The 15057-nt window shown below is 57.4% G+C and carries 10 protein-coding genes and 3 pseudogenes; 6 read left to right on the top strand and 7 right to left on the bottom strand.

Annotated elements, in window-relative coordinates:
* Positions 1–32: 32 nt before the first annotated feature.
* Both ACM42_RS02475 and ACM42_RS02470 read right to left on the bottom strand, forming a co-directional pair.
* The gene (locus tag ACM42_RS02475; protein ID WP_128948199.1) at positions 33–752 is read right to left on the bottom strand and encodes a hypothetical protein; all 720 of its coding nucleotides are present in this window, start codon (positions 750–752) and stop codon (positions 33–35) included.
* Between the two features lie 14 nt (positions 753–766).
* On the bottom strand, positions 767–961 hold the full coding sequence (locus tag ACM42_RS02470) for a hypothetical protein (RefSeq protein ID WP_128948200.1): 195 nt from the start codon (positions 959–961) through the stop codon (positions 767–769).
* Between the two features lie 156 nt (positions 962–1117).
* Here ACM42_RS02470 and ACM42_RS02465 point away from each other — a divergent pair, with 156 nt between their 5' ends.
* Positions 1118–1660, top strand: a complete 543-nt coding sequence (locus ACM42_RS02465; RefSeq protein WP_245471675.1) for a hypothetical protein — start codon at positions 1118–1120, stop codon at positions 1658–1660.
* A 108-nt stretch (positions 1661–1768) separates the two neighbouring features.
* Here ACM42_RS02465 and ACM42_RS38575 read toward each other — a convergent pair.
* The 4 genes and pseudogenes from ACM42_RS38575 to ACM42_RS02450 all read right to left on the bottom strand — a co-directional run.
* A pseudogene (locus ACM42_RS38575) lies at positions 1769–2059 on the bottom strand (DUF2513 domain-containing protein); the annotation flags it as partial.
* Positions 2060–2087: 28 nt separating this feature from the next.
* On the bottom strand, positions 2088–2471 hold the full coding sequence (locus tag ACM42_RS02460) for a hypothetical protein (protein ID WP_271526499.1): 384 nt from the start codon (positions 2469–2471) through the stop codon (positions 2088–2090).
* Between the two features lie 142 nt (positions 2472–2613).
* Positions 2614–2850, bottom strand: a complete 237-nt coding sequence (locus ACM42_RS02455) for a DUF2188 domain-containing protein (protein ID WP_128948203.1) — start codon at positions 2848–2850, stop codon at positions 2614–2616.
* A gap of 77 nt (positions 2851–2927) precedes the next feature.
* Positions 2928–3275, bottom strand: coding sequence for a hypothetical protein (locus tag ACM42_RS02450; RefSeq protein WP_128948204.1), 348 nt, complete (start codon positions 3273–3275; stop codon positions 2928–2930).
* A 502-nt stretch (positions 3276–3777) separates the two neighbouring features.
* Here ACM42_RS02450 and ACM42_RS02445 point away from each other — a divergent pair.
* Positions 3778–3939 carry a hypothetical protein gene (locus ACM42_RS02445; RefSeq protein ID WP_164937349.1) on the top strand — a complete coding sequence of 54 codons (162 nt, stop codon included), beginning with the start codon at positions 3778–3780 and terminating at the stop codon, positions 3937–3939.
* A 526-nt stretch (positions 3940–4465) separates the two neighbouring features.
* Here ACM42_RS02445 and ACM42_RS02440 read toward each other — a convergent pair.
* A pseudogene (locus ACM42_RS02440) lies at positions 4466–5529 on the bottom strand (IS110 family transposase).
* A 93-nt stretch (positions 5530–5622) separates the two neighbouring features.
* On the opposite strand from ACM42_RS02440, the gene ACM42_RS02435 reads away from it, so the two are divergent.
* From ACM42_RS02435 to ACM42_RS02420, 4 genes and pseudogenes are all read left to right on the top strand, one after another.
* Positions 5623–5964, top strand: a complete 342-nt coding sequence (locus ACM42_RS02435; protein WP_128948206.1) for a hypothetical protein — start codon at positions 5623–5625, stop codon at positions 5962–5964.
* 231 nt (positions 5965–6195) lie between these two features.
* A pseudogene (locus tag ACM42_RS02430) lies at positions 6196–11190 on the top strand (amino acid adenylation domain-containing protein); the annotation flags it as partial.
* A 39-nt stretch (positions 11191–11229) separates the two neighbouring features.
* Positions 11230–12651 carry a condensation domain-containing protein gene (locus tag ACM42_RS02425; protein WP_271526933.1) on the top strand — a complete coding sequence of 474 codons (1422 nt, stop codon included), beginning with the start codon at positions 11230–11232 and terminating at the stop codon, positions 12649–12651.
* A 3-nt stretch (positions 12652–12654) separates the two neighbouring features.
* Positions 12655–14079: an MATE family efflux transporter gene (locus tag ACM42_RS02420; protein ID WP_271526498.1), complete on the top strand. Its 1425-nt coding sequence runs from the start codon at positions 12655–12657 to the stop codon at positions 14077–14079.
* Positions 14080–15057: the final 978 nt, after the last annotated feature.

Below are 15057 nucleotides of genomic sequence, written 5' to 3'. Positions count from 1 at the left end.
CCTCTCTAGAGTCTGTCGTCGCCGTGCTACCGTCAGTCCACCAACTCGTCTGCGGCTTTTACCTCTTTTATTTCACCCAAGGGTAAGAACGCGACGCGGTTGCCAGTGAACACAAGAAAGCCGCTAGATGAGGCCCGGAGGATCTTTCCCGTCATTGGTACGGTGCGATCCTTCAGCGTGAAGGCGTAAGACGTCGTCACGATGTAGAGCTCGTGTTCGGCTACGGCCCTTCCGACCCAATATATCGTCAGCGCGACTACTACGAACGAAAAGAATCCATTTCCTATGCCGATGCGCCTTGTTCTGGTCCAGCGCACGTAATGCGCAGCAACTAACATAGCGCTCATGACGACCCATGCGACTGCAGCCAGTCGATCGCCAAGAAAGTGCACGGGCTTGGTCGATGGATAAAAGTGAAAGAGCCCCCACGCGAGGGTAACCATCATGACAACGAACACGCCGACGATCCAGGCAATCTTCTTGCGGCCCGCTGGTTCGCCAATATTCTTAAGTAGGCTTTCGAAATAGTCGCCCCACCAATAAACTCCGAGAGAGCCGGCCATGATGGCGATGATAAAGCTCAGCGAATATACGAGGTTCGTAAGATCCATCACTCCCAGAAAATGCAATCCAACTTTGGAGAAATAGCCAATGTTGAAGACGGATAGCACGAGCACAGCTAACGTAGTGATGGCAGGCAGGTAGCCCATCAGTCTTGCGAGAGTTGGCTCAACTGGTTCCTTGCTATCCATTGATCGGTCAATCTTCATTCGCGACGCGCAATCACCATTGAACTGCCCAGCATGCCACCGAAGATCAAAAGAGCATTCAGCGCTGTTCTCGACATGCCATTTTCGGGCGCCAATATTGCGAGCGTCGTCACGCAGAGCAGCCAGATGCAGGCAATGGCCGAAATGCCGGAGGCTTGTAGATTTACTATGATGTTCTTGAACGGGTTCACAGAGGCGGCCTCGATCTAGACAACGTGCACGCGCGATTCGCGAGACCCGAAGCATGACACCCTCGGCGCGTGCAGGGGAGCAAAGGCTCGCTTATCCCGGCTATTCACAGGGCTGGGCATTCCGAACGAATCACGTTTGTCGGGTAACATGGCCTGATGCCGACGATTGCCCATAACCTGATTGATGGTCTTAAGGAACGAGACGCGTCCTTCTTTTCCGCGCTCCAGGGCGAGGACGACCTCGGAATTGTGATCCGTGCACACATCCACATAGAGCACGAGCTGCAGCAATTCGTCTTGTGGGCTGCTCCGAAAGCGAAGCACGTTAAGTTCTCGGAGATGGATTTCGCCGGCACTCTCCGGCTCGCGTTGACCCTGGGACTGCACGACGAATTCGCGACTGCGCTCCGGGCGATCGGCGGGTTGCGAAACCGTCTCGCCCACAGACTTGATATGCGTTTAGGCGATCAAGAGGTCAGCGACCTCTACAAGGCGCTCGGACCGCAAGCGAAGCATATAGTTCAGGCAACTTACGCAAAGGTCCGGAGTGATAGCCCGACTGTCGCTCCTCCTAAAAATCCGAAAGACCTGGAGCCTAGGGATCTTGCGACGCTGTGCTTTATCGCCGTGCGAGGAGGCGTGATTGTCGAGCGCCTCCGAGTTGAGGGAAAACTGCACGCAAAAGAGATTGACACGTGAGAGGCCCGGGTCATATCTCGACCTCTGTGTATTTCTTGATCTGCGTTTTTTGATGAAGCCCTTCGCGAGATCCTTAATCAGATCGAACGTCCAACCCCCAGCTTGCTGCGCTCCAAGCTTGGTCTTTCGCCAAATCTCGTCATCGCGAACCCAGTCCAGAAAATCATGTCCCGCCCAGGTAAGTCTCCGGAATGTAATTCGACCGCCATTCGTCCCATACGGAGGCGGGCATTCGATGAGACCATGCTCGCCCATCAACGATAGATGATAGTCGATCGCCTCGGCTGTTGCTCCGTCGATTGCGACTTCGGGGCTTGCCCCTCCGATCATGACGACTCTGGCCACATGCCCCTTCGGCAGCGCTTCAAGCTTTAGAAGCAGCGAGCGGATTAGCTCCATATCGCGTTTCATTTTTCACTTCTCCGGATCAACTCGCTGATTTCGTAAATCCGCCGATGATTCCGCCTATCAACCCGCCAAGTGTTACCAGCTGAGGCGCGGAGGCATTCTTGTCCTTCTTTTCCATGATGACTTCGGCCGCGGAAGCTCCGTTCAGGGCGTCGATCTTCTTTCCCAACAAATTCATGCCGTGGCCGGTGATCGCGACACCGAGAAACATGTCGCCACCCCGCCCATCGTCGGAGATCTTGCCGAAGCGGATGATGCCCTCATCCTTCAGCCAAATCATGATGTCGGTGAAAAACCCCTCGAAATCGGCGGGATCTGGATAGCCGGCTTCGCGGATGTCGCTCCGAAACTGATCGACGCTGAGATCCGATCGGGTGATTCCAGTCTCTAACAACTCGCGCAATATCGCAGCCGCAATCGCGGTTTGCGCCTCGAGGTTGTTGGGCCAGAAGCGCGGCCCTTCCTCTGATCGTCCCATTTGTCTTTCCCTTTAATGGTCGGCGCCGGCGTTGGCTCCGTAGAGCAACGCCGGCGATGCTCATCTTTCAACCTTTTATGTTTCGCGGATCCGCGCCGTAGGTACGCTCTTCGCGGATCTGGCCGTTGCTCTTGTGGAGCACAGCCTGACCGAGACCGCCGTTGTCTTGAGCGCGGTGGCCGGCTTTGATCGCAGCCGACTCCGAAGCCGCCTGCGTCCGGTGATTGGAAACCACCTTGCCGCTTTGCTCGACGGCCCAGCCATTGCCTTTGGGGACGGAGTGAAAGACTTGTCGTTTTGACATCGTAGGCACCTTTTGCTGCTGATGAAGAAGATCGAGCCGCCGGCGAAGAGAGCCGGCGGCTGTTGGTCCATCGTGGCTCAGGCCACCTTGGTGGTGATGTGGTCGCTATTGGTCGCCAGCGCCGTTGTCGACGCGTCGGTGAAGAGGTGCTGGCTGTGTGTCACCAGCGATTCCACCAAGCGACCGTGGAAGACGCCGTAGATCGCCTTTGTGGTGATCGTTTTGGTGCTCCCGAGGATGTTGAACCTCAAGCCGCCGAGATCGATCGACGGCCTCATCCACGCAACATTTCGCCACTGATCAGGCGTGTGCGTGAAATCGCCGTCCTTGTCGTAAGACCATGTAACCACATGGCCTTTATCGATCTTGTCCTTGAAGTCGTTCAGCAACGCCTTCGGCGAGTTGGTCTTGAAGAGTACTGCCATTGTTCTGGTCCGTTCAGCTGCATGGCAGCATGGACGCAGAGACCACTTGACAGTTGGGCACTATCTAAACAGATACTGGCCATGTAATCACATATTCCCTGCCACCAAGGTTGGGATCTAGGCCCGGGCGGTGTTGCAACCATCGCCCGGGCCGCTCTATGTCAGGACACGTGCATCCTTTGGTGATGCGCGCATCCGGACCCCGAGAATTGGGAACATTCGTTCCATCTTTCAAGGTTCTGTGAACCGAATCTTTGCCGTGGAAGCGTTCGACGCGACCGTTGACTCGTGTTGCCCGCTCTGCCAGCGGCCGCGCCGATTCGGTTGGCCGGCGTGAGTACTGCCTCGCCTAATTCCTCCGATATCCGCTTCCGCGTCGACCCCGGCGACGTCCCGCCTGAGAAAGCCGCCCGCCGACTTCACCTCACGCTCGCCCGGTTCAACGAGATCCTGCCGAGGCTCCAGGGCCCGCGGCTTTCCAAAGCCAGATCCCGACAACGGTATGTTCGACCTGGACGAGATCGACCGTTGGCGGGCGCGGCGGCATGCGCCGAATATGACCCCGTCGGCGCAGCTCGAGCCCGAGCTCAGCATGGGCGAGCGCTTCGCGACCGCGATGCGTAAAAGGCACAAGGCCGGTGAGAACCGCCGCCGCAACGACTAACCCAGCCATAGCGGCTGTTGTACGATTCGCGCGCTTGTTCGGATGACGAGCGGCCCGCCGTGGTGTTGGAAGCACCGCGGACGGGCCTGACCATGTATGGTCCGGCCGTGCGTTGCAAGTGGTTTTGCCGAGCTGGCGGTAAGCGGTCTTGCATCAATGTATCCGGCCTTTGATTGGAGCATTTGCTCCGGGCCACCATGGATATCAGCGCGCGTGCGTTCTCGTTAGCGGACAGGCCTCGATTGGGCCATTTGGGTCACCAGTGTTCGCATGCGCCGGGAAGACCGAACCTCCATCTCGTCTCATCCTCTCGCAGACCTCGGCTGGAATGTGGGGCTACGTCATCGTTTGCTCCTCATATCGCTCAGTTCCTTTGTTCGAGCCAAGGGCCGTTCCTTCGTCCCGGCCCGCAGAACGTCGATCGCGTCGTGCGCAGGGGCGGTCAAGGCCAGCCGTCGCGCTTGGCTTGCGGCTGGCTCCGGCGTTGCCAGGCTGCGCCTTGACCGCGCCGAGCCCGGCGCGAGGGTCAAGCGGGTCGGACGCCTGCATCGTCGGTCCTCGTCAGCTCGAAGGTGCGTCCTTTGGCCAGCACCGCCCAGGCGATGCGGGCAAGCTTGTTGGCGAGCGCGATCGCGAGCACGTTGTGGTGCAACCGCCTTTTGGCGGCTTCGATCCAGGACTTGAGCCCGTAACGTTCCCAGTTCTTTATCCTGACCAGCACAACCCACGCCGCCTGCACGAACAGAACGCGCAGGTAGCGATTGCCGCGCCTCGAGATTTTGCCGAGGATCGTGCGGTCTCCCGTCGAGATCTGCTTGGGCACCAGTCCGAGCCAAGCGCCGAAGTCGCGGCCTTTGGAGAATACGTCTCCAGTGCCGATCGCGGCCACCATGGCGCTCGAAATGATCGGCCCGATGCCAGGCACCGTCATCAGGCGCGAGCATGCCTGATCTTGACGGGCCAGTGCTTCGATCTCGCCGGATAGGCCATCGATGCGCTGATCCAGCCGGCGCCAGTCGCCTGCCAACTCCTCGATGACACGCAACATGCGTGGCGACACGGCATCGGTGCGGGTCGCAAGGATGGTGGGCAGTTCGGTGCGCAAGAAGCCGATACCCTGGCGCACGGCGATCCCGCGTTCCAGCATGAAGGCGCGAATCTGGTTGATGATGCCGGTGCGTTGCGACACCAGCCGCTCGCGCACCCGGTGCAGCGCCTGCAGATCCAGTTGCTCCGCGGTCTTGGTCGCGACGAACTTCATCGTCGGCGCTGCACGGCTTCGGCAATCGCTTCGGCATCATTGAAGTCGTTCTTCTGCCCCTTGCTATAGGGGCGGACATATTTGGCCGGCATCAACCTGGCATCGTGACCAAGCGATGCGAGTTTGCGGCTCAGGTGATGTGCCCCGACGCAGGCTTCCATGCCGATCAGGCAAGGCGGTATATTTGCGAGCCGCTCTTCCACTTGGCCACGCGACCACTTTTGCCTCAGCAGGATGGCGCCGCGCGCATCGTGGCCCACGACGTGGAACGAGTTCTTGCCGATATCGATGCCGATCACGGCGATCGCGGTATTGGGTGTCTGTGACATGGCGTGCTCCTTGTCTTTGGCGCCCCTTGCCAGCTTCGCTTGCTGGCGGGGCAGGAGCACGGCCGGACCATCCCATTAGCAAGGACATGACCCATGCCTCAGGCTATTTCTGAGAATAGCACACGTTTGCCCGGCGCCGATGCCCGCCCGGAGCCCTCCCGCAACCACTACGGAAACCTCGAGGAGCAGATCTGCGACCTGGTCCGAGCGGCGGACATCGCCGCAACCCTTGTCGAGATCGCGCTAAAGCAAGCCCATCCGGAGAGCCTTCCGGCGGGCGTAGAGGAGCGGCTGATCTTCGCGGCCTACGAGGTCGAGAAGCGCGCCAAGGCGCTCAGGGACTTCGCCTACGATCCCAAGACTGGTGTCTTAGGCTACGGCGCGCGCGCCGTGGCGGAAGGCGTCAGAGAGGGCGGGGCCGATCTGGTGGCGTGAGCGAGCTCGGCTTCGACCTCGCTACAAGAGTCGGTAGGTGCGAAAGCGAACTCGGGGTCCTACCGTCCGCCCGCGTTCCTCTGCCGATCCTCGAGGAAACAGAAGTAAATGAAAGAACGAGAAGCCAAGATACGGACGAACAGTTATGACCGGCGGAATCAGGGTGGCTACGCAATGCACACCTCGATCAGGAGCGTTGGCGCTCTGATTTGAACGCCGCAGAAGCGACAAATGGCGGGGCGCGTGCCTACGGAAAATCAATCAGGCAAAAATCAGTCTGTGGAACGTGAACCGCTCAACGCGATCACGGCGATCGATCGACTTGCAGGATCGGATCCGGAGAGGGTTGCGCTGAGGTACGGCGCAGACGAACTCACATATGAGGCGCTACGATTAAGATCGGATGCCCTTGCAAGGACCTTACGAGAGCAGAGCGCTCAAGGGGCGGTTGTCGGCTATTGGGGGGAGCGGGACCTCGACTGGGCGACGGCGGTCGTCGCAATATTGAAAGCTGGATCAACGTACCTGCCGCTCGATCCATCGTTACCGGCTTCTCGTACATCATTCATGATCGAGCAGAGCCGCTGCGCTCTGGTGATTGGCCGAGACCAGCCGGCTTCGCTGAGCCTATTGCAGGCGAGCAGCAAAGGCGCCACGCAATTCATAGCGATAGCGGCGGCGCTGCGCCAGGGCCAGACTTTGTCTGTGGTGCCATCGCCGAGCGAGGGTGGACTCGCCTACATTCTGTTTACGTCTGGTTCGACGGGCCAGCCTAAGGGCGCAATGATTGAGCGCGGCGCCCTAAACAATCATTTGGCGGCAAAGATCGACGATCTAAGTCTCACTCGGACGGATTGCGTCGCTCAAACGGCGTCGCATTGCTTTGATATCTCGCTGTGGCAGCTTCTGGCTGGGCTTTGCGTCGGAGCCTCTAGCGCGATCATTGATGATGCAACATTGAGATCGCCATTGTGCCTCCTCCAAGCAATTCAAGGAAGCGGCGCTTCGGTTATCCAATTCGTTCCGTCGATGCTCGCAGTGTTTGTTGAGTATCTGCAGTCACTTGCTCCGGCGGAGCGAGCTCTGGATGGTTTGCGGATTATTTCTACGGTCGGAGAACCGCTAACACCCGGATTGGCACGTGAGTGGCTTGGCTTATATCCCCGCGTCCCCATCCTCAATCACTACGGGCCGACCGAGTGCGCGGACGGCGTTACGCATCATCTGGTTTCCGTGCCGCCTGCGCTGGCTGAGCTTTATGTACCGATCGGCAGACCGATTCATAACGTTAAGGTTTACGTCGCCGACGGACTGCGGCTGTGCAACGTGGGGGAGGTCGGCGAAATCTGTGTGAGTGGCGTTGGTGTCGCTGCCGGTTACGCCAATGACGATGTCCGCACCAAGGATGCCTTTCGGCCAAACCCGTTCTCAAACGATCCGTCGTTCCGGCGCCTATACCGGACAGGTGATCTTGGGCGCCTTCGTTCCGACGGCCTTTTGGAATGTCTCGGTCGACGGGATCGTCAGGTCAAAATTCGCGGGCACAGAATCGAGCTGGGAGAAATCGAAGCTCGTTTGTCCGCTCATCCCTCGGTGCATGGCGCTGCCGCAGTCGCCTCCGTCTGCGCAGGCGTAAAGCTCACGGCGCGAAATATAGCCCGAGGCGAGGCGGAAGCCGGAACGCGGCGAATTATTGCGTATGTGTCAGCTCCAGCTGAACTGGCGGAAAGCGAGCTCCAGAACTTCCTTGCCGAGACGCTTCCCAGCTACATGCTGCCAGAAAGAATCATCCACGTTGACGGTATTCCACTGACCAGGAACGGAAAGGTCGATTTTGGAGCATTGCCCGACCCGACCTGTGTTCGTCCTCCATTGCCAACGCCATTCGAGGAGCCGCAAACAGACCTCGAAGCCCGACTGCGTAAAATCTGGTCCGCCATTTTGCGCATTGAGAAGATTGGTGTGAATGACCAGTTCATAAGCCTCGGCGGAGACTCGCTGCGGGCAATGCTCATATTGGGACAGTTGCAGACTCTGCTCGGAGTGAAAGCGGATTTCAGGATGGTCCTGAATGGGACGATTCGGTCTCTTGCCGCTTCGATCGCGGCTCCAGCCGAGTCCAAGCCCTGCACAGCCCTGACGTACGGAAGTCTCAGCCGATCGCCTCTGACGCGAGTTCAGGAGCACCTATGGTTTCTCTCCCAGCTCGATCCATCTGCCAGGAACTACATCATTCAAGGCGGCCTGCGAATTAGGGGAAGCATCGATCTAGCTCGGTGGAATCGCGCCTGGACCGATGTCGTTCATTCCCACCAGGCACTTTCGGCCCGCTTTATCGACGAAGACGGTCCGGCTCAATGTTTTGATGCTCCGCCATGTACCAGTCTTGAATTGACTGATGCATCTCACCTCACGTCGCAGGAAGCTGAGGAGCTCATCGAACAGCTTCGGCGAACGGAGCTGAACGACAATTTTGATCTCCGGCAAGGCCACTTGTTTCGCGCGCGCATGGTCCGGCTTGGTCCCGACAACCATCTAATATTGATCACCGCTCATGAAATCATCGTCGATGCCTGGTCCATCTCTGTGCTGCTCAGAGATCTTCAGCAAAGATACCTAGATTCCGTGGCGTTTTGCCCAGAGAACCGTGCGTCACTCTAGAGCTACGCGGTGTGGGAAGCACAACACGTTCCGCCAGAGGCGCTGGAGAGCCAACGTCACTATTGGCGCCGTCAGATTGGTGATGATCCACCGGTGCTTTCGCTTGGGAGGGCTCGCCCGCAAACCAATTCATATCGCGGCGGCTCGCATCCAGTACTGCTTGGCGGCGATCTATCCAGTCGGGTAAGAGAATTCGCGCGCCAGAATAGCTGCACCACGTCGACAACACTGCTGGCGTGCTTCCAGCTGCTGCTACGAATGTATAGCGGTCAGGACGATATTGTCGTCGGCATGCCACACGCTGTACGGGATCAACCTGGCAGCGCCGACATCATCGGCTTTTTCCTGAATATGCTGCCGATCCGTGCCGTGATCGATGCCGGTCAATCCTTTGCTGCTCATGCCACCCGCATCCAGGACCTGGTCAGCGATGCCATCGCAAATTCGGCCTATCCATTCGGATGGATGGTCAGGGACACAAGGTTATGTCGCGAACCGGGTCGATCACCGATCTTCCAGGTCATGTTCAACATGTACTCCGAGGCCGCCGAACCCGCTGGTCGGGACGAGTTGGCTCTGACATTCCGCGAGTACGACACAGGCTATGTCAAATTCGACCTAACATTGTACGCGCAAGATCACGGCGATGAAATTGCGCTCCAGCTGGCGTATGCGGAAGACATATTTTCGAGTGATCTAGTTGTTCGCATGGCCAATAATCTGCGCTGTCTGATTGCCGCCTGCGTTGACAAACCGCTTGCGCCTATTGAGGAGCTGAGCTGCCTCGGCGCGTCAGACGTCACCCTACTGAACTCGCTGCAGGGGTCCAGGCAGCCATATGAGTCTGAATGTCTGCTTGTTGAAGCCTTCGAGCAGATCAGTGTCTCCAATCACAGCAAGGTAGCATATTTAGGCGAGTTCGGGGAGGTCACATTCGGCCAGCTGCGTGAGCGCGTAGCAGCTATCAGGTCCTTCCTGCGGGATTTGGACGTGGGTGCTGGCGATATGGTCGCCATGCTGGTCGACCGGTCGCCTGACGTTGCCGCTGCTATGCTGGCGGCGCGAGCTTTGCATTCTATTGTCGTGCCGATACCGCCGGATTATCCGCCTGATCGGATCCAACATATCCTGCGAGATAGTCAGGCAAAGGTGTTGGTTCACGCAAATACCACGGAGACTGGCTTTGACATACCTTCGATTTGTCTATTGACGTTAGACAGGTGCAGGGCGCTGACGGATGATTTCGAATCCAGCGACTCACCCTCAGATCACCAAGTTGCGAGCCTTATATACACGTCGTCCTCAACAGGGCGGGCGAAGGGGGTTCTTATTCCGGAATCGGCCATTCTCAATCGGCTGAACTGGATGTGGCGACGCTTTCCCTTCGATAGTACCGACGTGATGGTTGTCCAGAAGTCCGCTTCCCTTGTTGCGTCCGCTTGGGAGTATTTTGGTGGGCTTCTGAGAGGTGTGCCCACGCTGATCCTCACCCTAGGGCAGGTGCTAGATCCAGATCTCTTGTTGTGCAGTTTGGCAAAACATCGTGTGACACGCTTTTTTGCCTCTCCGCCACTCCTGTCCGGTATCATCGGGGCCCAGGAACGGCAACCGCAAAGGACCGCCTTGAGATTGGTCACAAGCAGCGCCGAACCGATGCCTTCCTCACTGCCCGCGCGCTGGCGCGGGTCTTTTCCGGGTGTGCCCTTGTGGAACTTCTATGGTGCGACGGAATGTGCGTCCAATGCAGCCGTGCACGAAACAGCGGATGCCGATGACAACTCCGCGCTTGTCCCGGTGGGGCGGCCAATCGACAACGTCAAACTCTACGTCCTCGATTCTCGATTGAAGAGAGTGCCTGTTGGAGCCCCCGGCGAACTGTGCATCGCAGGCCGCTGTCTCAGCGCTGGGTACTGGCGGGATCAAGATCGGACTGACCGCTGTTTCGTGCCGAATCCGTATGATGGCGGACAATATAACGTGCTTTATCGAAGTGGGGACATCGCACGCATCTCAACCAGCGGCCTTCTCGAGATTTGCGGCCGATCGGACAACCAGATCAAGGTAAGGGGCTTTCGCATCGAGCCGGAGGAGGTCGAAGTTGCCCTTGAGTCTCATCCGGCAATCGCAAAGGCCGCGGTCTTCGCAGAAGGCATCGATGAGGATCGCCGCTTGACGGCGAGCGTGGTGCCCGCTCGGGAGAATCTAAGCACTGGAGAGATCCTCGCCTACGTGCGCAACAGATTGCCATCTCCCATGGTTCCCACAGCCTTCAGGTTGGTTGACAGTGTTCCTCTGACGACAAGCGGAAAGATAGACCGTGCTCGCCTTTCCTCCGTTCCTTACCGCGAGATAGAAACTAGTCCATCTGCTGAGCCCCGCACCAAAAACGAGCGAGTTCTTGCTCGGATCTGGGAGGATCTATTAGGCGCCAAGGGGGTGGGAATCGACAGCAGTTTCTTTGATATCGGCGGCGATTCTCTTCTAAGCGTACGTTGCGTCACGCTGGCGCGCAAAGCCGGGCTGAATCTCACCGTCAACCAGCTTTATCGAACACCGACCATCAGGGAGTTGGCGGCCGGGGAAGCGGAGGCGGCACCCCACAACGTGGCTTCCGCTGACGGCTTACTGCCTGTGCCCCCCGTAATATCGTTTTGGAATTCTCTTGTCGGCTTTGACGAGCATTTTAACATCGGCGATCTGTTCTTCTTGCGCGGCGGCATCCTGAACATCAAGATCCTGGACCGCGCTCTCGCCCATATCATCGAGAGGCACGAAGGCCTCAGGCTCCGCGTTGCCCGAACCCAAGATGGACTACGGCTGAGGATTGGGCCTTGTCCGGCCGAGCGTATCGTGGAGGAGATCGATCTCGTCCGGATGACCGGCCCAGACCAGCGCAGGACAATCGAGAGCGTCTCGGCAAGACGTCAACACATGTTTCGGTTTGACGGCCACACGCCTCTTGTTCACGTCGTGGCCTTCCGTACTTCGGAAAGCGGCGATTACTATCTGCTGGTGCTGATGCATCATTTCGTAGCGGATGGGATGGGCTATCGGCTATTTCTGGAAGCATTGGAGGGCGCATACCAAGCTCTTGCTGCAGGCCACGATGTGAATGGTCCCGAGACCGTACAAAGGCTCTCTCCCTGGTTGAAGCGCCTCGAGCACTACGCGAACAGCGAAGCACCAGACGAACTCAAGCACTGGGAGGACATCGACTACGACCAATTTAACTTGCGTGTGAGCGACGCGTCATCGCGCGGCACGAGTGTTGCAGAAGGAAGCGCGAGAGAGCTTCACGATGCAAGTGCCGGAGGTCGTCGGGAGGCTGCGAACGGCCGTTCGCTAGATCAGGCCAGGTACCATCTTGAGATCGACGGGGAAGCAACAGCGGGTCTGCTCAGTATTGGAGCCAGATCAGCGCATTGTCAGGACTTTGATGTGTTTCTTGCTGCCCTGTCCGGTGCGTTTGGCGCCCTGTTCGGCAACTATTCGCTCTGGATTGATAGCCTGACCTCGACACGAGGTCGGTTGTTTGACGATTTCGATTCATCTCAGATCATTGGCCTTATCAGCGAGCTCGTTCCGCTTTCATTGAATATCACAGGAAGAGAGTCGCGTTCCGACCGTGCTCGTTTAATATACCGGCAGCGCAATGCGCTGCCGCGTGGGGGAATAGGCTTTCGGGCGCTGAAATTCCTAAACCGAGATCCAGCCATGCGGTGTCGGCTCGATCGCCTGCCACTGCCCAGAATTGGGGTGAATTATCGCGCCCGTTTGCAGCGCCATTTCCCACGCCGTTTTCTAGACACAGACCCTTATCCACTTTGGATCGGCGAACACATGCATCAAGCGGCGGCGATCCACCTCTTCTGGTTCGATGTCGGATATCAATCGGGCGATCTACAGATTGACGCTACGTATGATCCGAGCATGGTCGACTATGAGGTGACACGCCATCTTTGCACGGTCTTGCAACAGGAGCTGTTGCAGACGATCAATGAATTCGTAGCGCTGAGGACGTTGTGATTCATGGATGACCGGAATGCGAAGCTCGTCGTCAAAGGCGATCGCGATGCGATGCCGAAGAAAAGCCGGCACGTGGATCTATCGGATCAAAAGCTCCCGAGCCTTCTCCTTCGGATTGCCATTCCATCTGTTATCGGGTTGTCGATCAGCGCGTTACAGCAGCTCCTCAATGCTATCTTTGTTGGCTCACTTGGTGCGCAGGCGATCGCAGCCGTGAGCATGACTATGCCGATCATTATCCTGCTCGCGGCGGCGGGAGAGGGGATCGGTGTGGGTACTGCATCCTTCATATCTCGTCATCTTGGTGCTGGTAATGAGTTGGAGGCTAGTCGAGGTGCGAGTACGGCACTCGCGCTCGCCGCTCCGATCGGAGTGATCATGACGGTCGGACTGCTTCTGGGCCTACGAGGCATCTTCGTCGTACTCGGGGCAACTCCAACCATCCTTCCCATCGCGCTCGACTACGCCACGATCCTTTTGCCGGGGTCCACTTTGATGCTCCTAAATATTGTCAGCGGCTTCATCGCAAGAGCTGAAGGCAACACACGATTCAGTATGTGGACGATGCTGAGCGCTTTCATATTGAACGCCTTGCTTGATCCCATTTTTATATTCTTGCTGGACTTGGGCGTGCGAGGCGCGGCCCTAGCAACGCTCCTATCTCAGATCGCTGCGATAAGCCTCTACATCGGATATTTTACCAAGGGGTGGGGCACTGTCTTCGTCAGAATCTCTCAGGTCTCGTTGCGGGTAGATCGCATCAGAGAGCTCGCGTTCATTGGGGCGCCGGCGACCGCGACAAGTATCTTATCTGCTCTTGCCGGTATGTTCTTGTACGGAGCCGCTGCCCGATTCGGTGACGAGTTCGTCGCGGCGGTGGGAATAGCTGTAAGAATCCTGACAATCGGGGCGCTGCCTATCACGGGTTTTTGTATCGGCTCTCAAGCTGTCCTGGGGTTTGGTTGGGGCGCCCGCGACCTTGCCCGTGTACTGAGGGTCGCGAAGTTCATGCTATCCATCACGGTTGCGCTTTCCTTTGCGTATTCCACAGCCGTTATGCTTTTTGTCCGGCCGTTGGTCAGGTTGTTCAGCGATAGCGATAAGGTCACCGAAATTGCCGTCTCGACCTGCATCATCTTTCATCTGTTTTTTGGACTCTTCGGTATTCAGTGTTTCGTGACGACAATGCTTCAGTCGCTCGGCAGAGCACGCCTCAGCGCGGTTGTGTCTTTCGCGAGGCATGGATATCTCTTCATACCGGCCGTACTGTTATTCCCTGTCATATCGGGCTTTAGCGGAGTGTTGGCCAGTCAAGCCATCGCTGAGCTGGGCGCCGGAATGATCGCGCTGTTTGTCATGTTCCGCCAGTTCGCTGAGCTCAGACAAGCGGACCGGCACATTCAGCCAGGAATTGAAAGTGCTCTTTGATCTGACAAGGAGATCATCGGAGCCGGCATTTAAGCCTGCATGGCCGGCGAGGGGATGGCTCCAAAACTGGTGTGATGTGCAAGAGCGAGTCGCTATGCATCCATCTTTATCGCTGCGATTGCGATGAAGGCAAAGCCGAATGTTGCACACGCGAACCTCGCGCGCGGGTGGCCCCGCGGTGAGGTCGACGTCGCGCCTAGTCTTGGCGAGCACTCGATCTCAAGCCAAGGACAAGAGAGAGCGATCATGAAGAAGCTACATCCGTGGCTTATGATCTGAAATCCGACCGCCCTGCAGTGTCGTGTCCCTCATAGTGAGGCAAGATAGGCAGCCGGATTTTGCGGCTTGCAGTCGGAGAACGCAAAGACGCCTTCGGAGCGATATTCCTGGCCGTGGGCGCTCCGTTTCGATGTGCGTGCTCAACGGCCGCGAAGCCAAAGCGGCATGCACGCCGTAAGGAAAATCTACGTCTCCGGGTAGAATGAAAGACACGGCATCACAGGGACGACCTGCATTCGCGCCGAGTGCAAATTTTGAAAATCGAGGGATTAAGTCCGTTGTTTAAGCTGCATCGGAAGTTGCAGCTTTCTTATTTTGCGCTTCTCCCGCTAGTCCAAGGCATGACAGTAAGTGATCAGCTGATGAAACGTCGCGCATTGAACAACTCCAAGTCGCAAAAATATGATTAGGAGCCCGTTGAAGTAGTTTTAGAGATGTTATACAGCTTGAGGTAGATTTCATTTTCGAGGCGGTGGGTCCTATCCGCTTCGCGGGTGCATGCCGCGAACCCGTTCTAATCTTCATCCTGCGCATGAGGCCTTGCGGGATGAATGAGGTACGACACAGTCGTTGTTCGAGGATTTTCCAAGCATGAGTTCTGGGACGAGGCGAACGTTGCGCGAGCTCAAAAAGAAGGCTGGTTTCGTTTCATGGACGGGACATGGATTGCGTCTATGATCTGCACTGTTGATCAGCCTG

The organism is Bradyrhizobium sp. CCBAU 25338 (assembly GCF_028128965.1).
Classification (GTDB): domain Bacteria; phylum Pseudomonadota; class Alphaproteobacteria; order Rhizobiales; family Xanthobacteraceae; genus Bradyrhizobium; species Bradyrhizobium liaoningense.
This window is presented reverse-complemented; position numbering and strand designations above follow the sequence as displayed.

Excerpts from the sequence above, each read along its gene's own strand:
- ACM42_RS02475 (WP_128948199.1), bottom strand. The coding sequence starts at position 752 with ATGGATAGCAAGGAACCAGTTGAGCCAACTCTCGCAAGACTGATGGGC.
- ACM42_RS02465 (WP_245471675.1), top strand. The coding sequence starts at position 1,118 with ATGCCGACGATTGCCCATAACCTGATTGATGGTCTTAAGGAACGAGAC.
- ACM42_RS02455 (WP_128948203.1), bottom strand. The coding sequence starts at position 2,850 with ATGTCAAAACGACAAGTCTTTCACTCCGTCCCCAAAGGCAATGGCTGG.
- ACM42_RS02450 (WP_128948204.1), bottom strand. The coding sequence starts at position 3,275 with ATGGCAGTACTCTTCAAGACCAACTCGCCGAAGGCGTTGCTGAACGAC.
- ACM42_RS02445 (WP_164937349.1), top strand. The coding sequence starts at position 3,778 with ATGTTCGACCTGGACGAGATCGACCGTTGGCGGGCGCGGCGGCATGCG.
- ACM42_RS02435 (WP_128948206.1), top strand. The coding sequence starts at position 5,623 with ATGCCTCAGGCTATTTCTGAGAATAGCACACGTTTGCCCGGCGCCGAT.
- ACM42_RS02420 (WP_271526498.1), top strand. The coding sequence starts at position 12,655 with ATGGATGACCGGAATGCGAAGCTCGTCGTCAAAGGCGATCGCGATGCG.